21 protein-coding genes, 15 tRNA genes, 3 rRNA genes and 1 pseudogene are annotated in these 26,910 nt (G+C 41.1%); 37 read left to right on the top strand and 3 right to left on the bottom strand.

The genetic code is table 11. From position 1 onward, the window contains the following. The first annotated feature begins 110 nt into the window (after window positions 1–110). From A5N88_RS11920 to perR, 3 genes are all read left to right on the top strand, one after another. Window positions 111–1,061 (top strand): D-2-hydroxyacid dehydrogenase, encoded by a 951-nt coding sequence (locus A5N88_RS11920; RefSeq protein WP_066266247.1) that lies wholly within the window; start codon window positions 111–113, stop codon window positions 1,059–1,061. Between the two features lie 2 nt (window positions 1,062–1,063). Beyond that, complete coding sequence (locus A5N88_RS11915) at window positions 1,064–1,612, top strand: cob(I)yrinic acid a,c-diamide adenosyltransferase (RefSeq protein WP_066266243.1); 549 nt, start codon at window positions 1,064–1,066, stop codon at window positions 1,610–1,612. A 98-nt stretch (window positions 1,613–1,710) separates the two neighbouring features. Next, window positions 1,711–2,154, top strand: coding sequence for a peroxide-responsive transcriptional repressor PerR (perR, locus tag A5N88_RS11910; RefSeq protein WP_066266241.1), 444 nt, complete (start codon window positions 1,711–1,713; stop codon window positions 2,152–2,154). Window positions 2,155–2,378: 224 nt separating this feature from the next. Here the strand turns inward: perR and A5N88_RS11905 are convergent, their stop codons facing one another. After that, a complete protein-coding gene (locus tag A5N88_RS11905) occupies window positions 2,379–2,735 on the bottom strand; it encodes a YgzB family protein (RefSeq protein ID WP_066266240.1) in 357 nt (118 codons plus the stop codon). A gap of 148 nt (window positions 2,736–2,883) precedes the next feature. Between A5N88_RS11905 and A5N88_RS11900 the strand changes: the two genes are divergently transcribed. From A5N88_RS11900 to A5N88_RS11805, 21 genes are all read left to right on the top strand, one after another. Beyond that, window positions 2,884–3,759 (top strand): nucleotidyltransferase-like protein, encoded by an 876-nt coding sequence (locus tag A5N88_RS11900; RefSeq protein ID WP_066266238.1) that lies wholly within the window; start codon window positions 2,884–2,886, stop codon window positions 3,757–3,759. A gap of 255 nt (window positions 3,760–4,014) precedes the next feature. Then, window positions 4,015–5,567: ribosomal RNA gene (locus A5N88_RS11895) — 16S ribosomal RNA — on the top strand. A 176-nt stretch (window positions 5,568–5,743) separates the two neighbouring features. After that, a 23S ribosomal RNA gene (locus tag A5N88_RS11890) occupies window positions 5,744–8,681 on the top strand. Window positions 8,682–8,947: 266 nt separating this feature from the next. Next, window positions 8,948–9,064: ribosomal RNA gene (gene rrf, locus A5N88_RS11885) — 5S ribosomal RNA — on the top strand. Together the 16S, 23S and 5S rRNA genes with 15 tRNA genes alongside form the textbook arrangement of a ribosomal RNA operon. A gap of 9 nt (window positions 9,065–9,073) precedes the next feature. Continuing rightward, window positions 9,074–9,148 (top strand) — tRNA-Asn (locus A5N88_RS11880). A gap of 7 nt (window positions 9,149–9,155) precedes the next feature. After that, a tRNA-Ser gene (locus A5N88_RS11875) sits at window positions 9,156–9,247 on the top strand. A gap of 12 nt (window positions 9,248–9,259) precedes the next feature. Then, window positions 9,260–9,334, top strand: a tRNA-Glu gene (locus tag A5N88_RS11870). 24 nt (window positions 9,335–9,358) lie between these two features. Continuing rightward, window positions 9,359–9,434, top strand: a tRNA-Val gene (locus A5N88_RS11865). Between the two features lie 9 nt (window positions 9,435–9,443). Next, window positions 9,444–9,517, top strand: a tRNA-Met gene (locus tag A5N88_RS11860). Between the two features lie 3 nt (window positions 9,518–9,520). After that, window positions 9,521–9,596 (top strand) — tRNA-Asp (locus A5N88_RS11855). A 31-nt stretch (window positions 9,597–9,627) separates the two neighbouring features. Beyond that, a tRNA-Phe gene (locus A5N88_RS11850) sits at window positions 9,628–9,703 on the top strand. Between the two features lie 5 nt (window positions 9,704–9,708). Then, a tRNA-Thr gene (locus tag A5N88_RS11845) sits at window positions 9,709–9,784 on the top strand. A gap of 9 nt (window positions 9,785–9,793) precedes the next feature. Beyond that, window positions 9,794–9,877, top strand: a tRNA-Tyr gene (locus A5N88_RS11840). 4 nt (window positions 9,878–9,881) lie between these two features. Then, window positions 9,882–9,955, top strand: a tRNA-Trp gene (locus A5N88_RS11835). An 8-nt stretch (window positions 9,956–9,963) separates the two neighbouring features. Next, window positions 9,964–10,039: transfer RNA gene (locus A5N88_RS11830), tRNA-His, on the top strand. 35 nt (window positions 10,040–10,074) lie between these two features. Then, window positions 10,075–10,146, top strand: a tRNA-Gln gene (locus tag A5N88_RS11825). Window positions 10,147–10,172: 26 nt separating this feature from the next. Beyond that, window positions 10,173–10,247: transfer RNA gene (locus tag A5N88_RS11820), tRNA-Gly, on the top strand. 5 nt (window positions 10,248–10,252) lie between these two features. Then, window positions 10,253–10,326 (top strand) — tRNA-Cys (locus tag A5N88_RS11815). A gap of 9 nt (window positions 10,327–10,335) precedes the next feature. Beyond that, window positions 10,336–10,417: transfer RNA gene (locus A5N88_RS11810), tRNA-Leu, on the top strand. A 133-nt stretch (window positions 10,418–10,550) separates the two neighbouring features. After that, window positions 10,551–10,709 carry a hypothetical protein gene (locus A5N88_RS24930; protein ID WP_157090669.1) on the top strand — a complete coding sequence of 53 codons (159 nt, stop codon included), beginning with the start codon at window positions 10,551–10,553 and terminating at the stop codon, window positions 10,707–10,709. A gap of 499 nt (window positions 10,710–11,208) precedes the next feature. Next, window positions 11,209–11,706 carry a DinB family protein gene (locus A5N88_RS11805; RefSeq protein WP_066266236.1) on the top strand — a complete coding sequence of 166 codons (498 nt, stop codon included), beginning with the start codon at window positions 11,209–11,211 and terminating at the stop codon, window positions 11,704–11,706. Here A5N88_RS11805 and A5N88_RS24355 read toward each other — a convergent pair. Then, window positions 11,706–11,932, bottom strand: a pseudogene (locus A5N88_RS24355) (transposase); the annotation flags it as partial. The gene A5N88_RS11805 and the pseudogene A5N88_RS24355 sit on opposite strands and share 1 nt — an antisense overlap. Before the next feature lie 81 nt (window positions 11,933–12,013). Here A5N88_RS24355 and A5N88_RS26140 point away from each other — a divergent pair. The 12 genes from A5N88_RS26140 to A5N88_RS11755 all read left to right on the top strand — a co-directional run bounded on the left by A5N88_RS26140 (window position 12,014) and on the right by A5N88_RS11755 (window position 23,844). Continuing rightward, window positions 12,014–12,145 carry a hypothetical protein gene (locus tag A5N88_RS26140; protein WP_260525555.1) on the top strand — a complete coding sequence of 44 codons (132 nt, stop codon included), beginning with the start codon at window positions 12,014–12,016 and terminating at the stop codon, window positions 12,143–12,145. A gap of 103 nt (window positions 12,146–12,248) precedes the next feature. Then, entirely contained in the window at window positions 12,249–12,761 is a 513-nt protein-coding gene (locus tag A5N88_RS11800) for a GNAT family N-acetyltransferase (protein WP_066266232.1), read from the top strand. A gap of 1,388 nt (window positions 12,762–14,149) precedes the next feature. Beyond that, window positions 14,150–14,407 (top strand): hypothetical protein, encoded by a 258-nt coding sequence (locus A5N88_RS24925; RefSeq protein WP_157090668.1) that lies wholly within the window; start codon window positions 14,150–14,152, stop codon window positions 14,405–14,407. A gap of 57 nt (window positions 14,408–14,464) precedes the next feature. Continuing rightward, window positions 14,465–14,947: a hypothetical protein gene (locus tag A5N88_RS11790; protein WP_066266230.1), complete on the top strand. Its 483-nt coding sequence runs from the start codon at window positions 14,465–14,467 to the stop codon at window positions 14,945–14,947. A gap of 434 nt (window positions 14,948–15,381) precedes the next feature. Further along, a complete protein-coding gene (locus tag A5N88_RS11785; RefSeq protein ID WP_066266227.1) occupies window positions 15,382–16,464 on the top strand; it encodes an alpha/beta fold hydrolase in 1,083 nt (360 codons plus the stop codon). Window positions 16,465–17,157: 693 nt separating this feature from the next. Next, window positions 17,158–17,703, top strand: coding sequence for a hypothetical protein (locus tag A5N88_RS11780; RefSeq protein WP_066266226.1), 546 nt, complete (start codon window positions 17,158–17,160; stop codon window positions 17,701–17,703). Between the two features lie 409 nt (window positions 17,704–18,112). Beyond that, on the top strand, window positions 18,113–19,504 hold the full coding sequence (locus A5N88_RS11775) for a glycosyltransferase family 2 protein (RefSeq protein WP_083953128.1): 1,392 nt from the start codon (window positions 18,113–18,115) through the stop codon (window positions 19,502–19,504). A 432-nt stretch (window positions 19,505–19,936) separates the two neighbouring features. Then, window positions 19,937–21,340 carry a glutamate decarboxylase gene (gad, locus tag A5N88_RS11770; RefSeq protein WP_066266225.1) on the top strand — a complete coding sequence of 468 codons (1,404 nt, stop codon included), beginning with the start codon at window positions 19,937–19,939 and terminating at the stop codon, window positions 21,338–21,340. 275 nt (window positions 21,341–21,615) lie between these two features. Further along, the gene (locus A5N88_RS11765) at window positions 21,616–21,852 is read left to right on the top strand and encodes a hypothetical protein (RefSeq protein ID WP_066266223.1); all 237 of its coding nucleotides are present in this window, start codon (window positions 21,616–21,618) and stop codon (window positions 21,850–21,852) included. Window positions 21,853–22,032: 180 nt separating this feature from the next. Beyond that, window positions 22,033–22,164 carry a hypothetical protein gene (locus A5N88_RS26135; protein ID WP_260525554.1) on the top strand — a complete coding sequence of 44 codons (132 nt, stop codon included), beginning with the start codon at window positions 22,033–22,035 and terminating at the stop codon, window positions 22,162–22,164. A gap of 71 nt (window positions 22,165–22,235) precedes the next feature. Then, a complete protein-coding gene (locus tag A5N88_RS11760; RefSeq protein WP_066266217.1) occupies window positions 22,236–22,442 on the top strand; it encodes a hypothetical protein in 207 nt (68 codons plus the stop codon). A gap of 127 nt (window positions 22,443–22,569) precedes the next feature. Next, window positions 22,570–23,844 (top strand): M20/M25/M40 family metallo-hydrolase, encoded by a 1,275-nt coding sequence (locus tag A5N88_RS11755; protein WP_066266216.1) that lies wholly within the window; start codon window positions 22,570–22,572, stop codon window positions 23,842–23,844. 104 nt (window positions 23,845–23,948) lie between these two features. On the opposite strand, the gene A5N88_RS11750 is transcribed toward A5N88_RS11755, so the two are convergent. Then, entirely contained in the window at window positions 23,949–25,127 is a 1,179-nt protein-coding gene (locus A5N88_RS11750) for an ROK family transcriptional regulator (RefSeq protein ID WP_066266212.1), read from the bottom strand. A 193-nt stretch (window positions 25,128–25,320) separates the two neighbouring features. Between A5N88_RS11750 and uxaC the strand changes: the two genes are divergently transcribed. Beyond that, complete coding sequence (gene uxaC / locus A5N88_RS11745; RefSeq protein ID WP_066266210.1) at window positions 25,321–26,730, top strand: glucuronate isomerase; 1,410 nt, start codon at window positions 25,321–25,323, stop codon at window positions 26,728–26,730. Window positions 26,731–26,910: the final 180 nt, after the last annotated feature.

The following is a 26,910-nucleotide window of genomic DNA, read 5'->3' as shown; positions in this document are numbered from 1 at the left end:
ATCCTTTAACAAAACCTTGGATAAAAAGCATGGAGTAAAATCATTATTTTCACAATATTGCCTTCAATGGTAAGATAAAAGTAAGAATGCAACGGAAGAGAGGCAGACAAATGAAAGCGGTATGTACGTTTAACCCCCCAGATGAAATAAAGAACGATATTCAGCAGTCCTTCCCAGATACAGTGTTTACTTTTATAAAAAAGAGGCATTTTAAAACAAGTGATATCAAGGATGCCGAGATCCTCATTACGTTTGGGGAAGACTTAAAAAATGAGGATATAGATTCAGCCAAAGACCTTAAATGGATTATGGTCACCTCCGCCGGACTTGAAAAAATGCCGTGGAAAGCCATTAAAAAACGAGGAATCATGATAACAAATGCGAGAGGAATTCATAAAATTCCGATGGCCGAGTTTACCTTTGGATATATCCTTCAGCATGAAAAGCAGTTCCGCACTATTTGGGAGCAGCAAAAAAAGTCAGAGTGGAACACTCACCTACCTCTTCAGGAGGTCCATGGTAAAACGTTGATGGTGGCAGGTGCGGGGGCAATTGGACAGGAAATTGCCAGGCTGGCCAAAGCCTTTGGCATGCATACGCTGGGAATGAATAGTAATGGGAGGGAGACGGCTAATTTTGATGAAATGTATACAGCCGAAACGATGAATGAGGGTTTGAAAAAAACCGATTACCTTGTTTCCATTTTGCCAAGTACAGCCCAAACCACTCACTTTTATAAGATGGAACATTTTGAAGCGATGAAAAAGACGGCTGTTTTTATTAATATTGGCAGGGGTGATGCAGTAGAGGAAAAGGTTTTGCAAACGGCTCTTGATAACGGGGAAATTGCACATGTTTTTTTGGATGTGTTTCAGGAGGAACCGCTGCCCGCATCACATCCATTTTGGAAAATCGAGAATTTAACGATTACACCTCATATATCAAGCCACAGCCAGAATTATTTACCAAGAGCATTTGAAATATTTAAACACAATCTACATACATATAGTAATAAAGAGGGCCAATTTAAAAATGTAGTGGATCAGGAGAAGGGGTATTAATAATGAGAATCTATACTAAAAGCGGAGATAAAGGAACTACCTCATTAGTTTACGGTGAAAGAATCGCAAAAAATGATATCCGTGTAGAAGCGTATGGGACCTGTGACGAGGCCAATTCAATGATTGGACTGGCTCTAAGCTATGTAAAGGGCACCGCCTTAGAGAATGACCAAGCATTTTTGGAGATTTTCCACAGAGTGCAGACAGCTCTTTTTCACGTTGGAGCAGAACTATCCACCCCGGCTGGGAAAGAAGTCAAATGGAAAATTACTCAGGAGGATATAGATACACTGGAGAAAACCATTGATGAATGGGATGCAGAATTAGAACCCCTAAAGAACTTTATTTTGCCTGGAGGGCATCAGGCTGGTGCAGGCCTTCATTATGCGAGAACTGTCGTGAGAAGAGCAGAAAGGTGTGCCGTCACTCTTGATGAAGTCAATCCTCTTGCAATTGCCTATTTGAACCGCCTTTCAGACTTCTTATTTGTTGCTGCAAGGATGGTGAATGCTCGTCTCGGCACAAAGGAAAATAATTTACATCAGGCTTAGGGCTTACATTTCAAATCATTGACATATATTCAGGTCATGAGTAAACTTATTATAACAACTTTTAATTTAGAATAAATATTTAATAAGAAAAGAGGTGCATGGCGGTGTCTGAACATCAAATGAAAGAAGCAATTGATACGTTGAAGGAAACGGGAGTCCGCATTACTCCTCAGCGTCATGCCATATTAGAATACCTTATTCAATCTATGACCCATCCAACGGCTGATGAAATTTACAAGGCACTTGAGGGCAAATTCCCTAATATGAGCGTGGCTACTGTCTACAACAACCTGCGGGTGTTCCGAGAGGTTGGGCTGGTAAAAGAGTTGACTTACGGAGATTCCTCCAGCCGATTCGATTTTGTGACAACAGAGCATTACCATGTTATTTGCGAGGGCTGCGGAAAGATTGTTGATTTCCATTATCCAGGACTGGATGAGGTGGAGCAACTAGCGTCTCATGTTACCGGTTTTAAGATCAGCCATCATCGCATGGAGATTTACGGTACCTGTCCTGAATGCACCAGCAAAGCCGTACATTAAGCATGCGGATTTTTTGAACGCCATGCTAAAAACGTTTAGTAAATTTAGCTGAACATGACCGATTTCCATACAGATTAGAAAAAAAGAATTGCGTGGACAGCAATTCTTTTTTTGTGGGCTATGTTTAATTTCAATGTTGATAACATCGCGTTTTTTAGCTAACACGAATGAGCAAAAAACAACAGAGTCCTTTAACAAAGCCTTTTTGTGAAATGATTTCCTATTTATTGCTGCTGGCTGCTTTTTCGATTATAGCTTTGATCAAAGTCCTTGCCTTCTAAATTTTTGTCCAGGGTCAATGGTTCGTTACAGTGCATGCACATATCCACTCTGCCCAATATTTTTGTTGGCTTTTGGCAATTGGGGCAAACAACTTGAATGGCTCTCGTAGACAGCATTCCGATCCAGAAATAGACCCCGGTACTGGCCAAAATGGCGAGAACCCCTAAAATCATAACGATGCTCATAATGATTGGATGGCTTTTAAAAAAGAGGCCGATATACATGATTACAAATCCTATAAATACAAGGCTGAGAGCAAAGGTGCGGATCTTATTAATTTTGCTAGAATACTTTGCCACATGAGTCCCTCCTCTATGTAACTATAACACAAAATTCGAAAAATTAAATCTAAATCAAAAGTGCTGAAAATGGACTTTTCAAATAGGAGGAAATACTTTATCATTGTCGAAGTATATCTTACATTAAGGATATGTTGGAGGAATGAAGATGGAGGACATCCTTCGGCCCATTTATCAAGAAAGGGCGAGCCAGGCAAATACGCTGTCAATATTAAGCATTGAAAAGAAGCTTCACGAGATAACCATTACAGATACGTTTGATACAGTTCTTTTAGTTATCGTAAAAGAGCTTGAAACACCTTACTTTATTAAGAATTACACGTATGATAACAAAAAAGCAGCTTTGCATATTGTCCGGGAAGACCAATTAAAGGAATGGATGCTACTTGGTTCTAATCGGAAGATTGTAGAATGGATTACCCAAGGCAAAATTCTTTTTGACCGCAATGAGTATATGACTGGATTAAAAAATGAATTAAGAGACTTTCCGTTTTATGAAAGAAAAATAAAAATTGGTTTAGAATTTGCCAAGCTCGTACGCCGGTATATGGAAGGCAAAGCCTTTTTTGAAAATGGACAGCACTTGGATGCGTATAACTATGTGGTTCATGCTCTCCACCATCTTGCACGTCTAGCTGTAATTGAAAATGGCTTTCATCCTGAAATTACGGTATGGAACCAGGTCAGGCAGATTGAACCTGAAATATTTAAGCTGTATGAGGAGCTGCTTACAAGCGAAGAATCTCTTGAAAAAAGACTTGAGCTTCTATTTATAGCAAGTGAGTTTCTGATTCATTCCCGTACAAGCTTCGGTGCTGCACACCTGCTTGAGGTTATGGAAGATCATGATGAATGGACGATTAATGAGCTATTAAATCATCCGGATCTTGAGCATTATAATGTGGATCTCAGTATTCTTTTGGAGTTTTTAATAGAGAAAAACTTTGTGCAGGTTATAAATGTGACGACAAAAGGCCCTGGGATTTTCCATAGACATTATAGGGTATTGAAAAAATTATCTTAAAATATCATTTTTGTGTTGACGATAGGTGAATTACTTGTTATATTTATATACGTCGCTGCTGAGCTAAACCAAAAGCAGCGGCGGAAAAATAAAAATGAAAAAAGTTGTTGACATAGCGATTTGGAAATGATAAGATTAAAAAGTCGCTGTCACAAAAGCGAATGCATAGTTCTTTGAAAACTAAACAAAACAGAAACGTCAACGTTAATTCTTTGTCTTAATATAGACAACAACTTTAAGAGCTATATCAACTCTTTTTTGGAGAGTTTGATCCTGGCTCAGGACGAACGCTGGCGGCGTGCCTAATACATGCAAGTCGAGCGAATCAATTGGGAGCTTGCTCCCTTTTGGTTAGCGGCGGACGGGTGAGTAACACGTGGGTAACCTGCCTGTAAGACTGGGATAACTCCGGGAAACCGGGGCTAATACCGGATAACTTCTTCCTCCGCATGGGGGGATATTGAAAGATGGCTTCGGCTATCACTTACAGATGGACCCGCGGCGCATTAGCTAGTTGGTGAGGTAACGGCTCACCAAGGCAACGATGCGTAGCCGACCTGAGAGGGTGATCGGCCACACTGGGACTGAGACACGGCCCAGACTCCTACGGGAGGCAGCAGTAGGGAATCTTCCGCAATGGACGAAAGTCTGACGGAGCAACGCCGCGTGAGTGATGAAGGTTTTCGGATCGTAAAACTCTGTTGTTAGGGAAGAACAAGTACCGTTCGAATAGGGCGGTACCTTGACGGTACCTAACCAGAAAGCCACGGCTAACTACGTGCCAGCAGCCGCGGTAATACGTAGGTGGCAAGCGTTGTCCGGAATTATTGGGCGTAAAGCGCGCGCAGGCGGTTTCTTAAGTCTGATGTGAAAGCCCACGGCTCAACCGTGGAGGGTCATTGGAAACTGGGAGACTTGAGTGCAGAAGAGGAGAGTGGAATTCCACGTGTAGCGGTGAAATGCGTAGATATGTGGAGGAACACCAGTGGCGAAGGCGACTCTCTGGTCTGTAACTGACGCTGAGGCGCGAAAGCGTGGGGAGCGAACAGGATTAGATACCCTGGTAGTCCACGCCGTAAACGATGAGTGCTAAGTGTTAGAGGGTTTCCGCCCTTTAGTGCTGCAGCTAACGCATTAAGCACTCCGCCTGGGGAGTACGGCCGCAAGGCTGAAACTCAAAGGAATTGACGGGGGCCCGCACAAGCGGTGGAGCATGTGGTTTAATTCGAAGCAACGCGAAGAACCTTACCAGGTCTTGACATCCTCTGACAACCCTAGAGATAGGGCTTTCCCCTTCGGGGGACAGAGTGACAGGTGGTGCATGGTTGTCGTCAGCTCGTGTCGTGAGATGTTGGGTTAAGTCCCGCAACGAGCGCAACCCTTGACCTTAGTTGCCAGCATTCAGTTGGGCACTCTAGGGTGACTGCCGGTGACAAACCGGAGGAAGGTGGGGATGACGTCAAATCATCATGCCCCTTATGACCTGGGCTACACACGTGCTACAATGGATGGTACAAAGGGCTGCAAGACCGCGAGGTTTAGCCAATCCCATAAAACCATTCTCAGTTCGGATTGTAGGCTGCAACTCGCCTACATGAAGCCGGAATCGCTAGTAATCGCGGATCAGCATGCCGCGGTGAATACGTTCCCGGGCCTTGTACACACCGCCCGTCACACCACGAGAGTTTGTAACACCCGAAGTCGGTGAGGTAACCTTTTGGAGCCAGCCGCCGAAGGTGGGACAGATGATTGGGGTGAAGTCGTAACAAGGTAGCCGTATCGGAAGGTGCGGCTGGATCACCTCCTTTCTAAGGAAAATGAAGCTTCGCTTCATAAAAAGACGTTTCTGTTTTTGTTTAGTTTTGAGGGAACTATCTCTCAAAACATTGTTCCTTGAAAACTAGATAAGAGAAATAACCAAGCAAATAACCGAGAATCGCCACTTTATGGATTTTTTCCATTTTAGTAGTAAAAACCTTTTATAGGTTAAGTTAGTAAGGGCGCACGGTGGATGCCTTGGCACTAGGAGCCGATGAAGGACGGTACTAACACCGATATGCTTCGGGGAGCTGTAAGTAAGCTTTGATCCGGAGATTTCCGAATGGGGAAACCCACTGCCCGTAATGGGGTAGTATCTTTACCTGAATACATAGGGTACTGAAGGCAGACCCGGGGAACTGAAACATCTAAGTACCCGGAGGAAGAGAAAGCAATTGCGATTTCCTGAGTAGCGGCGAGCGAAACGGAATTAGCCCAAACCAAGAGGCTTGCCTCTTGGGGTTGTAGGACACTCTATACGGAGTTACAAAGGAACGAGGTAAATGAAGAGGTCTGGAAAGGCCCGTCAAAGAAGGTAACAACCCTGTAGTTGAAACTTCGTTCCCTCTTGAGTGTATCCTGAGTACGGCGGGACACGTGAAATCCCGTCGGAAGCTGGGAGGACCATCTCCCAAGGCTAAATACTCCCTAGTGACCGATAGTGAACCAGTACCGTGAGGGAAAGGTGAAAAGCACCCCGGAAGGGGAGTGAAAGAGATCCTGAAACCGTGTGCCTACAAGTAGTCAAAGCCCTATGCATTTATGCAGGGTAATGGCGTGCCTTTTGTAGAATGAACCGGCGAGTTACGATTTCATGCAAGGTTAAGCTGATAAGGCGGAGCCGCAGCGAAAGCGAGTCTGAATAGGGCGAATGAGTATGAGGTCGTAGACCCGAAACCAGGTGATCTACCCATGTCCAGGGTGAAGGTAAGGTAACACTTACTGGAGGCCCGAACCCACGCACGTTGAAAAGTGCGGGGATGAGGTGTGGGTAGCGGAGAAATTCCAATCGAACCTGGAGATAGCTGGTTCTCTCCGAAATAGCTTTAGGGCTAGCCTCAAGAGAAGAGTATTGGAGGTAGAGCACTGTTTGGACTAGGGGCCCTCATCGGGTTACCGAATTCAGACAAACTCCGAATGCCAAATACTTATTCTTGGGAGTCAGACTGTGAGTGATAAGATCCATGGTCAAAAGGGAAACAGCCCAGACCACCAGCTAAGGTCCCAAAGTATACGTTAAGTGGAAAAGGATGTGGAGTTGCTTAGACAACCAGGATGTTGGCTTAGAAGCAGCCACCATTTAAAGAGTGCGTAATAGCTCACTGGTCGAGTGACTCTGCGCCGAAAATGTACCGGGGCTAAACGTATCACCGAAGCTGTGGATTGACACCGTAGGTGTCAGTGGTAGGAGAGCGTTCTAAGGGCGTTGAAGCTAGACCGTAAGGACTGGTGGAGCGCTTAGAAGTGAGAATGCCGGTATGAGTAGCGAAAGAAGGGTGAGAATCCCTTCCACCGAATGCCTAAGGTTTCCTGAGGAAGGCTCGTCCGCTCAGGGTTAGTCGGGACCTAAGCCGAGGCCGAAAGGCGTAGGCGATGGACAACAGGTTGATATTCCTGTACCACCTCTTTTCCGTTTGAGTGATGGGGGGACGCAGGAGGATAGGGTAAGCACGGCGCTGGATTGCCGTGTCCAAGCAGTTAGGCTGATGATGAGGCAAATCCTTATCATTAAAGCGGAGCTGTGATGGCGAGGGAAATATAGTACCGAAGTTCCTGATTCCACACTGCCAAGAAAAGCCTCTAGCGAGGAAAAAGGTGCCCGTACCGCAAACCGACACAGGTAGGCGAGGAGAGAATCCTAAGGTGAGCGAGAGAACTCTCGTTAAGGAACTCGGCAAAATGACCCCGTAACTTCGGGAGAAGGGGTGCTCTGGTAGGGTGCAAGCCCGAGAGAGCCGCAGTGAATAGGCCCAGGCGACTGTTTAGCAAAAACACAGGTCTCTGCGAAGCCGCAAGGCGAAGTATAGGGGCTGACGCCTGCCCGGTGCTGGAAGGTTAAGGAGAGGGGTTAGCGCAAGCGAAGCTCTGAACTGAAGCCCCAGTAAACGGCGGCCGTAACTATAACGGTCCTAAGGTAGCGAAATTCCTTGTCAGGTAAGTTCTGACCCGCACGAAAGGCGTAACGATCTGGGCACTGTCTCAACGAGAGACTCGGTGAAATTATAGTACCTGTGAAGATGCAGGTTACCCGCGACAGGACGGAAAGACCCCGTGGAGCTTTACTGCAGCTTGATATTGAATTTTGGTACAACTTGTACAGGATAGGTAGGAGCCTTTGAAGCCGGAGCGCCAGCTTCGGTGGAGGCGTCGGTGGGATACTACCCTGGTTGTATTGAAATTCTAACCCGCACCCCTGATCGGGGTGGGAGACAGTGTCAGGCAGGCAGTTTGACTGGGGCGGTCGCCTCCTAAAGAGTAACGGAGGCGCCCAAAGGTTCCCTCAGAATGGTTGGAAATCATTCGCAGAGTGTAAAGGCACAAGGGAGCTTGACTGCGAGACCTACAAGTCGAGCAGGGACGAAAGTCGGGCTTAGTGATCCGGTGGTTCCGCATGGAAGGGCCATCGCTCAACGGATAAAAGCTACCCCGGGGATAACAGGCTTATCTCCCCCAAGAGTCCACATCGACGGGGAGGTTTGGCACCTCGATGTCGGCTCATCGCATCCTGGGGCTGTAGTCGGTCCCAAGGGTTGGGCTGTTCGCCCATTAAAGCGGTACGCGAGCTGGGTTCAGAACGTCGTGAGACAGTTCGGTCCCTATCCGTCGTGGGCGTAGGAAATTTGAGAGGAGCTGTCCTTAGTACGAGAGGACCGGGATGGACGCACCGCTGGTGTACCAGTTGTCTTGCCAAAGGCATCGCTGGGTAGCTATGTGCGGAAGGGATAAGTGCTGAAAGCATCTAAGCATGAAGCCCCCCTCAAGATGAGATTTCCCATAGCGCAAGCTAGTAAGATCCCTGAAAGATGATCAGGTTGATAGGTTCGAGGTGGAAGTGTGGTGACACATGGAGCTGACGGATACTAATCGATCGAGGACTTAACCAAATAGAAAAGCGAAAGCGACTGTTTAGTTCCGACAAGCATAAGATGGATTGCGGCGTGGCGCCTTTTGCCACAGAGCAATACAGATTATGACCTCGAGGAACTAGGAGTAGGAAGGTTTGCTTTTTAACCTTCCACTGTAGCTGGACAATATAAAAGACGATTCAACGTTATTACTTGGTTTCTCATATCTAGTTTTGAGAGAATAATTTTCAAATTTATACTTGATATTTTCTCACAAACATGTATAATAATATATGTCTTAAAGGTTTGGTGGCAATAGCGAGAAGGTCACACCCGTTCCCATCCCGAACACGGAAGTTAAGCTTCTCAGCGCCGATGGTAGTTGGGGGCTGTCCCCCTGTGAGAGTAGGACGTCGCCAAGCTGATATTATTCCGCAGTAGCTCAGTGGTAGAGCTATCGGCTGTTAACCGATCGGTCGTAGGTTCGAGTCCTACCTGCGGAGCCACTTATATGGAGAGCTGTCCGAGAGGTCGAAGGAGCACGATTGGAAATCGTGTAGACGGTCAACGCTGTCTCAAGGGTTCGAATCCCTTGCTCTCCGCCATAATATATTTATGGCCCGTTGGTCAAGCGGTTAAGACACCGCCCTTTCACGGCGGTAACACGGGTTCGAATCCCGTACGGGTCACCAATTAATTAATTTAATAGATACATTGGAGGATTAGCTCAGCTGGGAGAGCACCTGCCTTACAAGCAGGGGGTCGGCGGTTCGAACCCGTCATCCTCCACCATGATATTATCGCGGGGTGGAGCAGTCTGGTAGCTCGTCGGGCTCATAACCCGAAGGTCGCAGGTTCAAATCCTGCCCCCGCAATCTGGTCCCGTAGTGTAGCGGTTATCACGCCTGCCTGTCACGCAGGAGATCGCGGGTTCGATTCCCGTCGGGACCGCCATTTATAAAATACATATTGCTGGAAATCATTTGGCTCAGTAGCTCAGTCGGTAGAGCAAAGGACTGAAAATCCTTGTGTCGGCGGTTCGATTCCGTCCTGAGCCACCATTCATGCCGGCCTAGCTCAATTGGTAGAGCAACTGACTTGTAATCAGTAGGTTGGGGGTTCAAGTCCTCTGGCCGGCACCAGCATTATTTGGAGGGGTAGCGAAGTGGCTAAACGCGGCGGACTGTAAATCCGCTCCTTCGGGTTCGGCGGTTCGAATCCGTCCCCCTCCACCATTATAGGGGTATAGTTTAAAGGTAGAACGAAGGTCTCCAAAACCTTTGGTGTGGGTTCGATTCCTACTACCCCTGCCAATATTATGGCGGCTGTGGCGAAGTGGTTAACGCATCGGATTGTGGTTCCGACATTCGTGGGTTCGATTCCCATCAGCCGCCCCATATGATATAATACAGAACATATAATATCTTATTGATGGGCTATAGCCAAGCGGTAAGGCAACGGACTTTGACTCCGTCATTCGTTGGTTCGAATCCAGCTAGCCCAGTCCTCAGGAAGTATTTTTCCTGAAACGCGGAAGTAGTTCAGTGGTAGAACACCACCTTGCCAAGGTGGGGGTCGCGGGTTCGAATCCCGTCTTCCGCTCCAATGTTGGCGGCATAGCCAAGTGGTAAGGCAGAGGTCTGCAAAACCTTTACCACCGGTTCGAATCCGGTTGCCGCCTCCATAAACATATGCCGGTGTGGCGGAATTGGCAGACGCGCACGACTCAAAATCGTGTTTCTTCGGAAGTGTCGGTTCGACCCCGACCACCGGTATCATTTATAAGGTAGCCAAGCCTTATATCAAAAGACTTTCAACACTTTGTTGGAGGTCTTTTTTTGTTATCTTGCATACGACTATTTTGAAGAAAATCATACGAGATGAATCGTACGAAGTGGAGGGATTAATTTGAGACGTTCAAATGAACTTACAGTTGAAGAAAAGAAATTATTAAAAAGGTCGCTCACAGATGAAGAGGCTATAGAAAAGTTTGAAAGACATTGTATGTTGAAAAAATTAAAACTTGCTACTATTGAATACTGCAGAAATGTGTTTTCCTCTTTCTAAAAAGCGATGGATGGAATTGGGCTTGAAAAGCAGAAAATTGATTTGACACAATCAGATATTGAAAATATTATTTTGTACTTTAAAGAGAGAATAAAGATCGTAGTCAAGTACATGATGAAGGAATTTAAACTGGATGAGTAGAATAAGTCCTAGTGAACTTGGTTTTGTTGTATTCTCAAAATAAATGATTGGAGGATTTCATTGAGAACATTTTTTCGTTATATTGACGACAGTAGTAAATGAAGATGATTTTGATGCGTATGAATGGTTGTTTTCGAAATCGATTGAGGATTATTGTTATCGTCACCCGGAAGATTGGGATTAGCCTGCCATATTGGAGAGAATTAGAAGCTGGAGAGAAATGTATCTGCAATATGGAAGGGATACGCTTGGTTTTGGTTTATACCTTTTTAGTAACGATTAATTTATACTATAACTCAGATTTTTTCATGTCTTTTAACTTTGAAAGATTACACTAAACAGTGAGGAGATTGGTTTTATGCAAGTTGTAGCCAAAATGTTTTTAGAACAACTCGACATGCATTGCTATAAGAATGAGTGGTTTGCATCCATGGATCAGGCGCTTCATGGAGTCATCGCAGCTGAGGCAGCATGGACAAGTTCGGGAATCAGCAATTCGATTTGGCAGATTGTCAACCACTTGATATTTTGGAATGAAGACGTGATCCATCGAATTAAGGGCACAGAGAATCCGCATAAAGCAGAAGGCAATGATGAAACCTTTGGAAACCCGGGGAATCCAGAAGACGAAATTGGGTGGGACCAGACAGTGCAGCGCCTTTATGAAGTCATGAATAAATTAAAAACGGTCATTGCGGACCTTGACGATGAAAAGTTAACAGCTCCGTATGCAGCTAACAGTTACTCTATTGAGCGTTTACTCAGCAATATCATGATGCATGATACGTATCATCTCGGCCAAATTGTTCTGTTGCGAAAGTTGCAATCCTCTTGGAGCGGCGTTGATTGGTCCTAACGAAATGAATGAGCTGTTTCCGTTAATGCAGAACTTAAATACTTGTTTCCTTTTTTGGTCTTGGCTGATTTCCTCTTACCTGCACTTTCATTCTGGTCTGGTACAAGGTCGGCTCGGCCCAGGAACACATATGGGCTGCACTCGGAAACTGGGCTTTCACATTGGTTTCTACTTCCAACAGAATCTGTTCGGCCATTCTCCTTACGGTTTCGGGAATTGAATAGAGGACTCGTTTGAATTAATAAAATATTGATTTTATATTTACAAATTCGATCACCAAGATATAAAAGTATCGAGGTGATTTTTTATGCTGCCAACTAAAGAAGAACTAGAAAAGAATTTGTTAGACAAAATGACTAATCAAGATATAGCTAAGATTTATAAAATTACATTTCTTATCCTGGCTAAAAATCCTCTTTTTAATGATATGGTTGTTTAACTAACCTCCCCGTTCTGCACAAAAAGAAAGAGCTGCCAAACAGTGACCGGCAACTTATGTAAAGAAAGAGTAAATAATAAGTGGTGAAGGGGATGAAAAAAATTTGGAAGCAAGTAATCATAGCATTCAGATAAAGACATGGGAGGATAATGACCTTGATTTACTTTTTCTTATAAACGCTCCAGAAATGATGCAGCATCTTGGAGGTCCTGAGAGTAAAGAGCAGATTTTAAATCGACATAAACGATATCTTGAACTGGGAAATAGAGGACGTATGTTCAGCATTAAATTGTTACCAGAATTAGAACCAATAGGTTCTGTAGGGTATTGGCAAGCTACTTGGAATGATGAAAATGTATATGAAACTGGTTGGAGCGTTCTACCCTCTTATCAAGGGATAGGAATAGCTACAAAAGCGGTAAGGTTAGCAATTGTAGAAGCATCTAGTGAGAACAAATATAAATACATCCACGCATTCCCATCGATTGATAATCCTGCTTCTAATGCAGTTTGTCGGAAGCTTGATTTTCAGTTTATCTCTGAATGCGAATTTGAATATCCTCCAGGAAGCTTTATGCGGTGCAATAATTGGCGTTATAATTTAATTGGACAATAGCTAATTTTCCGGTTAGTTCTTAATTGCCATAAATTTTGTGAGGAAATGTACTTCAACAAACGGGTGAGTTGAACTAGGACATTCATTTGATTAACAAGAAAAACACCGCTAACGTGAAAAGTTTGTTATTTAGTGTACTTTTTTTGCTTTCTTTTTTGAGGTTTGTACTTTTACTAGTTTACCCTGGTCATGGTCATATACCCAGGAGCAGTTCCAGGGATTGTCGCCTGCATCTCAAGGAAGAGGTGCCTTTGCTCCCATAATAAAATGATAAGGATTAACTCCTCCCTGTATAACTGTATAACTCTATTAAAGGAGCTTTATTGGTAGACAGATTACCCTTCGTATTTTCCCCTGCTTCATTCAACAGCAGATTGAACAAGCTTTACATAGCTTAGCCTTCCAAAAATACACTTCTAATTAGGTCACGGTGCCCTTGGAATGAAATTGCATCATCGTTCTCCTTTCTCCGAATAGTCCTCCAATGCTTCTTGCAGCATGTGGATCTAGCTTATCAGGCACTATTCATTAATTAAATCTTCTTTATAAAAATATATGTTGCATAAACAGCCTTTTTTTCAGGTTCTGCCTTACAATGCCGATTTCCAAGCTGATTATTCTAAAAAGGATATTTGTCAAAGAAAAACTACTCCTGAAAAAGAGCAGTTTTATTTGTCATATTTCTTAAAAGGGCTTTATTAAAGAAATCTATTGTTTTTTAGCTCATTCGTGTGTAACGGTTGTTTCACACGCCTTTCAGCATAGCTGCCAGGCAAACTAGTTACAGCATTGCAGCTTAATATTATATTGTAAGATAACTATAAAATGAAAGCGAGTAAATTGATCATTAGAAAAGGAATTCAATCTTTTCCCGCCTTACACATTTTTTATTTATTTAAAAAGTTTGTTTAATGGATATAATAACCAATATATGTATTGAAAATATATCAATTTTGAATCTATACCCCTCTGTTATATGGTAAAATGAATAAAAAAGGAAAAATATGGGGGTATTATGATAAGCAGTAAGAAATTGTTTTATATAGCTGTAGCTTTTTTAGCGGCTGCGGACCTGTTAGCCCTTACATTTCCTAATTCGGCTCCTTTGGGCGTAGCTATTTTTACCCTTTTGCACATCCCGCTGGAGTATAAATCATTTACAGATTACGGGGATAACTGCACTGTTCCTGCTCATTGCAGGGCTTATTCTTTTGGTTAACTCTCTGGATCAATATATATTCAGAACGACTATCCTCGCTTTTATTCTTGTTTTATTCTTGCCGTCTGCTCTAATTACAGTGTATCAGAGAAGCTTTGCTAATGGAATTTATGCACTCTCCTATAATAGATCCAATAGTCATTGCCCATTTGGAATGAGGCATAAAGATATGATGACTGGAATTTGCCAGCTTCCGATTGTCAATTATAGCCGTAAAAATGTGAGGTTTACAATTGAGTTTTATGACAGCAAAGAATATAACGATCACGTATTATTCAATAGTCTGATGAATTATTATCACCCTCCATACGAGGTTACACTAAAAGAAAAAGAAAAAAAGAATATTACCATTCGTACTAACATCAACGTCTCCCATATAAGAGTTATGCAGAGGGCGGCGAATCGAATGGTGTCACTATTATCTTAAGGTCAGGAAAGCTTGTAAGGAAGCTATAAAATATCTGAACAGAAAGGAGGAAATTAGGTGATTGGGTTATTGATTTCAGTTTTGATAGCGGCTTATCTCTTTATGAAATTTCATGCCCGATTAACCCCTAATCAAATCCTCCATATTTGGGTATTTTCATTTGCTTTCCACCAATGGTTTGATGTGGTTGTATTAATCAAACATCAGGGATATTGGTACTTTAGTAAAGAAGCAATCGAATGGAAAGGGCTGATTCCTTATATTTTCTTAGTGCCGCCAATCAACATTGTTTATTTAAATCAATTTCCTTTTCAAAAAAGCTTACTTCGAAAAGTATTCTATATATTTCTTTGGACTATCTGCATTTTTCTTTATGAACTGTTTACCTTATTACCAGAGCCTTGGGGTTTTTTCCATTATGGCTGGTGGAAGTGGTGGTACTCAATTCTGCTGGATCCTATATTATTATTCATTGTATTGATGTACTATCATCTCATCCAAAGAGTAGAAAAGGCAGGAAGAAGACAAGATTTCGAATAGAATGATATAGGTATGAACTGAGAATATGTGCTATTTGTTCGGTGAGCTCTCCTTTTTATATCAGAACGAAAGGCAAGAATTCGATACTCAAATAAAAATACACTTGAGGGATTTTTATTCCAGCACAGGCGTGACTACAAGCTAAAAGCCATCTTTTTAAACATAAAGGTAGTGTGTTAAATACACTTAGGGAAGTATCTAATACATTCATATCTTCATATGTAAGCTCTGTTAAAGCTCAATAGTGTTCTAAAAGCTGGCGAATATAATAAAAAGAACATCTCCTTTATCCTCCAAACTATGATTAAATTGCATTCATAATATTCTTTTTATGTATTTTACTCGTGCAAAACTGGGCGGTAGAATTTAAATAGCAGAAGATAATAACTTGAGGAGCAGATCATAATCGTTTTTAGGATGTAGGAGGTTTTTTTATGATAATTCAAAAACGTACTTTTAGCATGAATGAATTTACATTTGAAGCGGGAGTTAGCTTACCGATACAGATAGGATATGAAACCTATGGGACACTTAACGAAGATCGTTCAAATGCCATTTTGATTTGCCATTTTTTCAGCGGAAGCAGCCACGCTGCCGGTAAATATGCCAATGAACCAGAGAATGGAGAAACCGGCTGGTGGGATGGACTGATTGGTCCTGGAAAAGCCTTCGATACGAATCGCTATTTTATTATCAGTTCTGATGTACTGTGCAATGTTAATGCTAACAATCCTCATGTGATTACAACAGGTCCTTCCTCTATAAACCCAGACACCGGGAAAAAATATGGTCTTATATTTCCAGAGGTGACTATACGTGATTTTGTCAGGGTGCAGTATGAGCTTTTAAAATCTTTGGGCATAGAAAAACTATATTGCGTTGCCGGTCCATCTATGGGAGGAATGCAGGCAATACAATGGGCTGTTGATTATCCTGACATGATGCAGAAGGTGATATCTGTAATAAGCGGACCGCGAATTTCTGCTTATACAGGTGTGATGCCGCTTCAAATGGGGATAGATGCTATTCGAATATCGCCTGAAGAAGGACTACGAATGGCTATTAAAATGATGACCTTTCAAAACAGATCCTTCGAGGCTGCTACACAGCAATGGGGACATCCTTTACCGATTTCCGGTCCGCTTACAAATTGGGACTGGGAAAAACAACCGCATACCTATTTTCAAGAACTTGATCATTCAATTGACAGCCGGATAGGAAATATAGATGCTGAACATTGGACTTATATTACAAGGGCTATTCAATTGTTCAATATTGAAATTGGTTACGGCTCCTACGAACAAGCATTAGAAAGAGTGCAGGCAGAGGTATTAGCGATGCCAGTATCAAGCGATCTGTTATTTCCTCCTCAAGAAAGCAGGGATATGGTAGAGCGGCTGCAAAAGCTTGGAAAAACCGCACACTATAACGAGGTGATGACCGATTGCGGCCACTTGGCAGCGCTTTTGGAATATGAAGATTTTATAGACCCTATAAAGCAATTTTTAGAGAAATAAACAGTTATAACTTTGATTCCCTTTCTTATGTTCAACGTATATTTTAGTGGTAAAATTATAGACTCATTTTTTAAAAAGGCAGAAAAAATTGCATGCTACGTCAAAGAAAGAATGATTTCGGTCATTCTTTCTTTTTTAATAGTCTTTGATAAATTATAAATGGGCTCACCTTTTATAGAAGCTTCATTATTCACCATTTAATAAAAATGAAATTTAGTTTAAGATTAATGGTGATAGAACTTACTCCGCTTTAATTTGAAATAACATCTTTAGGTTATGGGAGATTTTGTTCTTTACAATGATGAGAAAACTTTCTTACCAAAAAAGATAATATCCATGGCCAAGATAGTACTTTTCACTAAAATATGTACTTGTTGAAATTTTTACAGAAGAATTTTATTCGATAAATCAGCTTGCAGTCGTGATCTATTCTGCAGGAAGCCTCAACCTTATTTTTAATAGGCTGTTTTCGCATATATTGTTGCTTTTCGTAAAAGTGTTAAATCCGTAATAAGTGAGGCATCGTGGCATCTTTTCGTCTTCAGTCATTTTGTTTTCAATCCTGAATCCTGTGTATTCTAGATTCATTAATACAAATAGCAACAAAGTTTACGAAAAGAGCCTTAATGAATTTAAGGGTTCTGTGCAGAAGTGCGAAGGTCAGAAAAAAAATAAAAGGAGAAAATAGGCAGCATGGATGTAGCAAAAATGATTAAGACAGAGTTGGATAAAAAGGGAAAGCCAGCTAAGTGGCTGCATGATCAATTAGTGCTGACAATCCCTGTCAGCATTGGGGATTATGATGCTTTTGAATTCAGACTGAAGGAAAATAAGCTGACAGCCATCGACCTTGTGTACATTTCAGCTATTTTGGAGATTGATCTTAATGAATTAACAGCCCGTGCCAGGAATGCATGGAAAATGAAGGCACAAGAAGATTTGGAAAGACAAAAACAAATTCTTCGAAAGAGCAGTTTTCAAGAAAAGGGGGTGGCAACCTCTTTTCACCGCAGCAATTCAATTGTGTATTTATTGACTACAAGTTCCTATCAGAGCTTCGTAGCCTTAGAAGAGTATAATAATGGTGTCCTGAATACATTGGTTCTTCATGAAGGAGTAGATGATTCCATAACAGTAGGAATGAACAGGGATGTATTGTTTGAGCTTTTGATGGAAGGGCTGCGCACCAAACAAATTCATGATTTTATTAAATGGAAATATCCACGCAATGGCCGTTAAATGAAGGAATGTTAGAGCGGGAGCAGCGGTTTCTTCCGCAATTGGCTTTAATACTGTTTCTCAAATCAATCAATTGTAATCATTTAATAACAGAATAATTTTTAAATAACCGTTTCTCAAAGTATTGGGAAACGGTTTGTTTATGTTTGTGCCCTTACGTTCTATCCTTTTTCAAAACTTCTTCTTTTTGGGGGAAAGTTTGTTAACCTTTTAGCAGCTTCCATGATGTTTTTGCTGAATAATTATAATGGCCTTCGCAAAAAATAAAAAAGGTCTTACATGAGTATTTCAGCTGTGTATTCAAGTTTTTCACTTATGTTCGCTTCTAGCAAAGGCTTATTAAAGAATCAAGGCAGCCATTTACATAGCAGAAGGCCTATAACTTCTAAGAAACAGAGGTGCTTTACGTATGATTTTATTATTGTTGCTATTTTGTCTCGCCCTTACTTTTATATATGGAATATTCACAGCGGGATGGACAGAAGCCATACAGAATAGTGTGTATTTCTTTCTGCTCGGAGTCCAGCTTGTCTCCTTATTCTTCGTAGGGTATCAAACTGCAATGAGCTATGCAGGACTGCGCAAGTTTAAAAAAACAGAGATAAAAGAACCCAAGAACAAATTTGCTGTTCTGGTGGCAGCTCACAATGAGGAAAAAGTGATAAGCCAGATTTGTAAAAACCTGAAGAATCTAAACTATCCAAAGCATCTCTATGATGTATATGTTATATGTGATAATTGTACAGATGGCACGGCTGACGTAGTAAGAAAGACAGGCGTGACTGCCATGGAAAGGAATGTACCCGAAAAAAAGGGAAAGGGACATGGCCTTGAATGGATGTTTGAAAGACTTTGGGAGTTTGAAGAAAAGGGCATTTTTTACGATGCCGTGGCTATGTTTGATGCGGATAATTTGGTAGGAAAAGACTTTTTACAAATTATTAATTCTAAACTTATGGAAGGCCATGAAGTGATACAAGCTTATTTAGATTCGAAGAACCCTACCGATACATGGGTAACGAAATCTTATTCCTTTGCTTATTGGTCTACAAATAGAATTTATCAGCTTGTCAGGGAATATCTTGGATTGACTGCTCAGCTGGGCGGTACAGGTGTAACGGTCGCTACAAAGGTATTAAAGGAAATTGGCTGGGGTGCGACATCACTGACGGAAGATCTTGAATTTACACAGCGATATATCTTAAAAACAGGCAAGAGAGTAGCCTGGGCCCACGATGCAAAATTATATGACGAAAAACCCCTTGGATTTAAACAATCTTTTAAGCAGAGAATTCGATGGATGCAAGGCCATTTTGATTGTATGACGAAATACACGGTCCCTTTGATAGTGGAAGGGATTAAAAAAAGAAAGCTGATGCTGATTGATTCAGCTATCTATCTGCTTATGCCATCAAGAGCTGTGCTTACTCTCATTTTAATGATTACCGCTTTCCTTTCTATTACCGGAATTTATAAGGCGGATGGGCTGTTAGGCGATATCATGGACCGGTCATTATTGTTTAACGGGTGGGTGTATGGTGTTTTTGTGGCTGCTTACTTATCTTTACCGATTGTTGCTATGCTTCTGGAGAAGAAAGGCAAGAAACTTCATTGGTTTGTTTTCTCTTATCTTTTTGGCTTATCATGGATACCTGTGACCATTATTGGGTTTATTAAAAAGAACCAGCGTGAATGGAGCCATACTGCTCATACAAGATCAGTCGAAATTGAAGAAATTGAAAAGGAACCAGGAGATGTTCTTGAAGCAGCTCAAATATTAAAACCTGATATCCAGGAATAATCACATCCTGATAGCCAAAAGCCCAAGCAGATGTTCTTGGGTTTTTGCTTTATGCTCTGCTTGTAAATCTCTACGAATCCATACAGTGGACGGCATTATGATTATAGAAATATCCAGAAGTGCGGAACTGACCCATTTCATATTTGGAATGAAAATGTCATTTGAGGTTCATATTAATAGAGGATGAAATTTCTAGAACTTTCCGTCTTCCGCTTTAAAAAGATGTTTTGGCGGCGAATAAGTTCTATCTGGGCAGTACATATGGGGGAGGGGTCTCTTTTAGTTCATGCAAAGCTAGTTGCCCAATATTTCACAAAACGAATTTGGCGGTACTGCCACAATTATGGCCAAAGAGGGGTTATCTGCTTTTTAAAATTTGCCTGTATTTGAGGGAACATTTGCATTCATATTCATTGAAGGAGAGGATACATTATGCCACAATGGCACCCGCATCGCTCGCAATTAGAGCTGCCTCACGAATTTTCTGTAAATCCGCTGTTTTCCCGCCAAGGAGAACAGGCCATTTCTCGTTTTAAAATGCACAATCAAGGGATGCTGCCCGAAACGGCATATCAAATAGTTCGCGATGAAATTTCTTTAGATGGAAATGCCCGTCTGAATCTTGCTACTTTTGTTACGACCTGGATGGAGCCTGCGGCTGAGCGCCTATATAAAGATGCTTATGACAAAAACATGATTGACAAGGATGAATATCCGCAGACAGCCGCAATTGAGGAACGCTGTGTGCGGATTTTAGCAGATCTTTGGCATTCACCTCAGCCGCATACGACACTGGGCGTATCGACGACTGGATCTTCCGAAGCGTGTATGCTTGGAGGGCTTGCATTAAAACGCCGGTGGCAAAAAGCACGCAAGAGCCAAGGAAAGCCGATTGATAAACCTAATATTGTCTTTAGTTCTGCTGTTCAAGTTGTTTGGGAGAAGTTTGCAAACTATTGGGAAGTGGAACCTCGATATGTTGATGTTAGTCCTGAGCATCCTTACTTGGATCCTGAAGGGGTTCTTAGTGCTGTAGATGAAAATACAATTGGTGTGGTGCCCATTCTTGGTGTGACCTACACAGGGGTTTATGAACCGGTAGAGGCAATTGCGAAAGCTTTAGATGATTATCAGGAGCGTACTGGCATAGATATCCCAATCCATGTGGATGCTGCTTCGGGAGGATTCATTGCACCTTTTCTCCAGCCGGATCTTGTGTGGGATTTTCAAATACCGAGAGTAAAGTCCATTAATGTATCAGGGCATAAATATGGATTAGTCTGCCCAGGACTCGGATGGGTAATTTGGAGAGAAGCGGAAGACCTTCCTGATGATCTTATCTTCAGAGTATCCTATCTAGGGGGGAACATGCCCACCTTTGCTTTGAATTTCTCCCGCTCAGGGGCACAAGTACTCCTGCAATATTACAATTTTTTACGATTAGGTAAAGATGGGTACTATGAGGTGCAAAAAACTTGTCAGTTGATAGCAAATTTTCTAAGCAAGGAAATTCAAGAGATGGGGCATTTTGAAATTCTTACAAATGGTTCTGATATTCCCGTGTTTGCTTGGAAGCTGAAAGAAGGGGACACACCAAATTGGAATCTCTATGATTTATCCCGCCAATTGCGCACCTATGGCTGGCAAGTGCCTGCGTATCCGCTGCCGCCGGGTATGGAAGAAGTTACGGTTATGCGGATAGTGGTTCGGAATGGCTTTTCCACGGATCTTGCACACTTATTTTTAATGAATCTCAAACAAGCCATTGAATATTTGGATTCGGTAGAGGGATCTTTGCCGCATCAGACCAAGCACGATAATGGTTTTCATCATTAAACGTTGGTGACAACGAATATTATCTTAAAAACGATTAAAAACACAGCTGTTTTTTCCAAAGCAAAATTGGAATCAGAAGCTGTGTTTTTTTGCATTTTTTACTTATTTTTATATACAAATTAATGTGGATTCGCAGGAAATTGACTGTAATTGTCGAATTAACAAAAAGAAAATTATGGATACTATTGTTTTAGGCTCATGGTTATTTGTGGGAAAGGAGCGGGTCTCCTTCTGTAAAAGCGGATTACATACTATACAATTGGAGAAGTTAACGAATGGAAAAATTTACGGACAAGGCATTAAAATTCTTTTTTGAACACATCCGTCTTTGGATTGTGATTTCTTTTCTCTCATTAAATTTTGGCTCCTTTACCGTTATTTTAACGATTTGGAAGCACGAAATGGAATTTATGGAAGACAGTCTCTTTTCATGGTTCACGTTATTCATGTGTTGGACGTTTTTAAGAATACTAAAGTATCAGTATGATAATAAACAACTATTTAAAGATTAACGGAGGGCGTGGACAAGAAGTTGACGAAGAAATCCCTTGCCTGGCTTGGCCTGTTGAACAGGCGGCAGAGCAAAAGAGATGTGTGTTAAAATGAAAAGAGATTCTATTAGCATCTGAAGATAAAGCATGAAAGGGGAGAAATGCCGTTCTAAACCATGCAGACGTAGGAGGGGCAGTAAGTTGAAAAAAATAAAAACATTAGCAGTGGTCGCTCTCTTAGCCATTCTGTTAATTTATGCAGGTTTTTTATTTTTTAGTGCGTATAAATATGAGCTTTATGATAAAAAGATCGAGCGGCAAAAAAATAATTAGAATGAGCAGGAATAAGGAAGAGGAAATGAACTTGTTTTGTTGAATGATTAAGTAAAAAGGGAGGATATCTGATGAACAAAGACTATAGTGAAGTAGTAAGTGGGGGAGATCAGATGAGAATGGATGCTTTAGAAATGATGATGGTAAAAGCATCTGAAGCCCGAAAGGAATATATCATTCAGCTAGAGCAAGCGGAAAAAGGAAACTACACGAAAAAAGCAACATATCTAAAAGGAATTATTGCTGGAATAGATATGTTTTTAGAGCCATTAGATTGAAACAAAGCATCCTGCGGGGTGTTTTTTAATTTGTAATGAATGAAAAGAGGGGCAAGAGCAATTTCTTGTTAAATTTCAAGAATTATAAGAATATATGATTATACATTTATTTTTAGGAGGCAAATAAATGGGAATCAGTTCAAATAGCAGACAGGGCAATTCTGCAGAGTTAATATCTGAAAGAACAAGATCGGTTTTTGAGGCATTAATGAAAGACCCGAATGTAAAAATAGGACTTAACTTTCTTGAAAAGGATAACGATGATACTACCTTGGAGCAAATCGCCATAACAGAAATCTCGGCTCCTACATTTCAGGAAAGGGAGCGCGGATTGGATTTTCAAAAGAGATTAATAGAATATGGGCTTGAAGAGGTGGAAGTGGACAAACAGGGAAACGTATTTGGAATTCGCCGGGGCAGTGGAAATGGGCCTAAAGTGGTTGTTTGTGCGCATCTTGATACAGTGTTTCCAGAAGAGACATCTGTAAAAGCGGAAATAAAGGAGGGCAAAGTATTTGCACCAGGAATATCAGATGACGGCAGGGGGCTCTCCTCTGTTCTTACACTGTTACGGGCCATTGAAATAGCAGATATCCATACAACAGGGGATATTTTATTTGGTGCAACAGTTGGAGAGGAAGGATTGGGCGATTTAAATGGTGTAAAGGCATTATTTGAAAATAACAAGGATATTGCTGGCTTTATTTCCATAGAGCCTGGCAGTCCGGAAAGAATTACGTATCTTGGAACAGGGAGTAAAAGATACCATGTTACCTATACAGGTCACGGCGGACACAGCTTTGGGGATTTTGGAAAGCCAAGTGCCATCCATGCACTTGGGAGGGCTATTGCAGCCATAAGTAATATAAAAACTTCAGCAGATCCCAAAACAACTTTTAATGTGGGGACTATAGGTGGCGGAACATCTGTCAACACCATTTCTGCTCATGCTGAAATGCTGATTGATATGCGTTCCGTTTCGACTGATTCCCTTATTCAATTAGAAGAGAAAGTAAAAGATATCCTAAAAAAATCAGCTAATGATGAGAATAAGCGCTGGGAAACCAATGAAATCCAAGTGCATATCAAACAAGTGGGAGACAGGCCGGCTGGGTCGCAGCCTAAGGACAGTGTGATTGTGCAGGCAGCTTTGGCATCTTCTGAAGTACTTGGATTTGAGCCTGCCTTGGAAGAACCGAGCAGCACTGATGCAAATGTACCCATCAGCCTGGGAATACCGGCGGTGACGCTCGGAGGAGGAGGGGAATTTGGCGGCTGTCATACACTTGGAGAATACTATGATCCAAAGGATGCCTTTTATGGGGTGCAAAGAATCTTTTTAACTTTGCTAAGCTTGGTGGGCATAGAGAATGTATGCCAGCCTCTTTTAAAGAATATATAATGACTTACATCATGTCTCTCTAAAGTAAGAATGGTTGTTAAGTCACCATATATATAAAATAAAAGTGATTTTCTTCTTTTTTATAAAAAGAAGAAAACCACTTTTTATTTTAGACTCATTTCTTCACTATAAGATAGATTTAATATAGGCACATCAAAAAATTGTTTAATGGCAAGGGCACAAGCACCTAAGACACTGGATTTTTTACCTAATGTTGATATCACCATATCTCGGTAATGGCTGACAGATGATGTTAGGTTTTCTCTAATTTTTAATAAACTTTGAGGATACATTCGCAGGAGTTCACTATCGAGCACCACTATTTCAGGATTGTATATGTTAATCAAATTATTTAAACCTATTGATAAATAATAAATGGTTTCTTCCATAAGCTGTTGAACATTGCTATCCCCTTCATCAATCCATTTCTGAATATGTTTGTAGGTTAAATTGTCTTTATTCATTTTTTGCGAGAGCTTCTGGAATATACTTGATTCAGAGGCGTATTTTTCCCAGCATCCTTTATTTCCACAGCTACAAGCTATGCCGTTAGGTACAATGATCATATGTCCTGCTTCACCTGCAAATCCATTTTGGCCATGGAACAGTGTATTATTCATCATAATACCTACGCCAATTCCCGAGTAAAGGGTTACAGATACTAGGTTGTCTGTTTCGTGATGCACAAAAACCCGCTCAGCAAATGAACAAACATTTGCATTGTTTTCTATATAGATTGGTACACAGATTGATTTTTGAAGATCTTTTTTTAAGTCAACGTCATACCAATTTAATCGGGGAATAAAATGTATGGTTTCATCTTTATTCACTAAGCCGTGAATGGCAATTACTATACCAACCAGTCCGTATCTGCTTTCTGAGGATTGAAGCTCATATTTCTTTATATAATCAGTTAAAAGTTGAATGACAGAGGAATAGTTCTTTGTATCTGTTTCAATTGTGTCAGTAGAAACAAGCTGCCCTTTAAGATCTGACAAGGCAAAAGAAATATGACCATAATCTAAGTCAATTCCCAATGCAAAGCCTGCTTTATCATTTATAGACAACATAATCGGTTTTCTTCCAACAAAATTATGTTCCTGCTGTGATTCTACGATCAGCCCATCTTCTAACAGACTCGCAACTTGCGCAGAGATGGTAGCTTTTGTTAGTTTTGTGATATCGGATAAATCCGCTCGTGATATCATTTCTTCTTTAAAGATGGTCTGTACAATTTGAGAGCGATTTATTTTTTTTATGTAAGCCGCATCGCCAATAGCCATTTAAGTCCTCCATTTCAAACACTAATAATCTTATTATACCAGTTTAGCTGTTAATGCAAAAATTACAAAAATGTTCATTGACGCAGGTATTTAAAAGTGATAATTTAGTTTATATATTTAATTTGTTTAGTAAACGAATTAATTAGACGTCTTTTTGTAAGGGTTTACATTACGCGTATGGAGGAGAATATTTATGAAAGCCTTTTTGGAGCACGACTTTTTGTTAGAGTCTGAGACTGCCCTAACATTGTATGAAAAGGCAGCAGCAAGAGCACCCATTTTTGACTTTCATTGTCATCTGGATCCGCAAGAAGTGTGGGAAAATAAACCGTATCAAAGTATTACTCAGCTATGGCTTGGAGGAGACCATTATAAGTGGAGAGTAATGCGGATGCAGGGCATTGGAGAAAGATATATTACGGGTAATGCTGATGATTGGGAAAAGTTTAGAGCGTGGGCAGAAACAGTACCAAATTTAATTGGTAATCCTTTATATCATTGGACTCATCTGGAATTGAAAATGTTTTTTGGAATTGAAAAAATACTAAATTCTAAAACTGCACGCGAGATTTTTGAGGAATGTAATGAAAAACTGCGAAATCAAGAATTCCGGCCAAGAGCATTTATTGAAAGGTCAAATGTTAAATTTATAGGGACAACCGATGATCCAAACTCTCCTCTTGAATTTCATCAACTATTAAATCAGGATACCTCATTCAAACCAACTATTGCACCGACATTCCGTCCAGATGGAGCACTTTTTATTGAACGTCCCAGCTTTAAAGACTGGATTGGAAAGTTGGAGGAAGTATCAAACGTAAAAATTAATTCTGTAGAAGTATTTTTGGAGGCTCTTAAACAAAGGGTTTATTTCTTTCATGAAAATGGTTGCCGGGCAGCGGATCATGATATTCAAAAGATGGAGTATATAGAGCCGAATAAGAAAGAGATTGAAGTTTTATTTAATAAGCGATTAAACGGTGAAGAGCTGTCATATAAAGAATTAGTAGCATATCGATCGTTTTTATTAAAAGAGCTTGGGAAAATGTACGCAGAAAAGCAATGGGTAATGCAGCTCCATATGGGTGCAATGCGCAATAATAATACAAAAATGAGAGAGCTTATTGGATCAGATATTGGCTTTGATTCAGTTGGAGAAGCGAATATCGCAGAGGGGTTATCCCATTTTCTCGACGCTTTGGATCAAGAGCAAGCCTTGCCAAGAACAGTTCTTTTTAATTTAAATCCAAAGGATAATGCTGTACTAGCTGGAATGACAGGGAATTTCTATGAAGAAGGAATACCTGGGAAAATTCAATTTGGTTCTGGCTGGTGGTTTAATGACCATATTGATGGTATGGAAAAACAAATGAAAGATTTGGCGAATGTTGGTCAATTAAGTCATTTCATTGGTATGTTAACTGACTCTCGGAGCTTTCTTTCTTATGCTCGCCATGATTACTTTAGACGAATACTCTGTAATATTCTTGGCGAATGGCTAGAAAAGGGATTAATGCCTTTCGACATGGAATTGGCGGAAAATATGGTTAAAAATATCAGTTATTATAATGCAGAAAGATTCTTTATGGAAAGATCAAACTAAGGATAAATTTGAATTACACTATACTAAATACTTAATTTACAGTTGCAGGAGCAGAACAATGCCTATGTTGATTTCCGCGGCAGGCGCTAGGCACCTACCGCAGAAATTAACAGTCAAGATTAACAGAAATAAATAATAATAGCGCTTACATTTTATATTGACGCTTTCTATAGATGATGT

It is taken from the genome of Heyndrickxia acidicola (assembly GCF_001636425.1).
Taxonomy (GTDB): domain Bacteria; phylum Bacillota; class Bacilli; order Bacillales; family Bacillaceae_C; genus Bacillus_AE; species Bacillus_AE acidicola.
Note: the sequence above shows the minus strand (reverse complement) of the source record. Positions and strands in the feature narration are given on the sequence as shown.

What these genes read in the sequence shown, in the direction of transcription:
- A5N88_RS26140 (WP_260525555.1), top strand. Translation starts at nt 12,014, where the DNA reads ATGCTGCCAACTAAAGAAGAACTAGAAAAGAATTTGTTAGACAAAATG.
- perR (WP_066266241.1), top strand. Translation starts at nt 1,711, where the DNA reads ATGGCGGTGTCTGAACATCAAATGAAAGAAGCAATTGATACGTTGAAG.
- A5N88_RS11765 (WP_066266223.1), top strand. Translation starts at nt 21,616, where the DNA reads ATGGAAAAATTTACGGACAAGGCATTAAAATTCTTTTTTGAACACATC.
- A5N88_RS11755 (WP_066266216.1), top strand. Translation starts at nt 22,570, where the DNA reads ATGGGAATCAGTTCAAATAGCAGACAGGGCAATTCTGCAGAGTTAATA.
- A5N88_RS11785 (WP_066266227.1), top strand. Translation starts at nt 15,382, where the DNA reads ATGATAATTCAAAAACGTACTTTTAGCATGAATGAATTTACATTTGAA.
- A5N88_RS11760 (WP_066266217.1), top strand. Translation starts at nt 22,236, where the DNA reads ATGAACAAAGACTATAGTGAAGTAGTAAGTGGGGGAGATCAGATGAGA.
- A5N88_RS11750 (WP_066266212.1), bottom strand. Translation starts at nt 25,127, where the DNA reads ATGGCTATTGGCGATGCGGCTTACATAAAAAAAATAAATCGCTCTCAA.
- A5N88_RS11900 (WP_066266238.1), top strand. Translation starts at nt 2,884, where the DNA reads ATGGAGGACATCCTTCGGCCCATTTATCAAGAAAGGGCGAGCCAGGCA.
- A5N88_RS24925 (WP_157090668.1), top strand. Translation starts at nt 14,150, where the DNA reads ATGATGACTGGAATTTGCCAGCTTCCGATTGTCAATTATAGCCGTAAA.
- A5N88_RS11805 (WP_066266236.1), top strand. Translation starts at nt 11,209, where the DNA reads ATGCAAGTTGTAGCCAAAATGTTTTTAGAACAACTCGACATGCATTGC.
- uxaC (WP_066266210.1), top strand. Translation starts at nt 25,321, where the DNA reads ATGAAAGCCTTTTTGGAGCACGACTTTTTGTTAGAGTCTGAGACTGCC.
- gad (WP_066266225.1), top strand. Translation starts at nt 19,937, where the DNA reads ATGCCACAATGGCACCCGCATCGCTCGCAATTAGAGCTGCCTCACGAA.
- A5N88_RS11780 (WP_066266226.1), top strand. Translation starts at nt 17,158, where the DNA reads ATGGATGTAGCAAAAATGATTAAGACAGAGTTGGATAAAAAGGGAAAG.
- A5N88_RS11920 (WP_066266247.1), top strand. Translation starts at nt 111, where the DNA reads ATGAAAGCGGTATGTACGTTTAACCCCCCAGATGAAATAAAGAACGAT.
- A5N88_RS11915 (WP_066266243.1), top strand. Translation starts at nt 1,064, where the DNA reads ATGAGAATCTATACTAAAAGCGGAGATAAAGGAACTACCTCATTAGTT.
- A5N88_RS11775 (WP_083953128.1), top strand. Translation starts at nt 18,113, where the DNA reads ATGATTTTATTATTGTTGCTATTTTGTCTCGCCCTTACTTTTATATAT.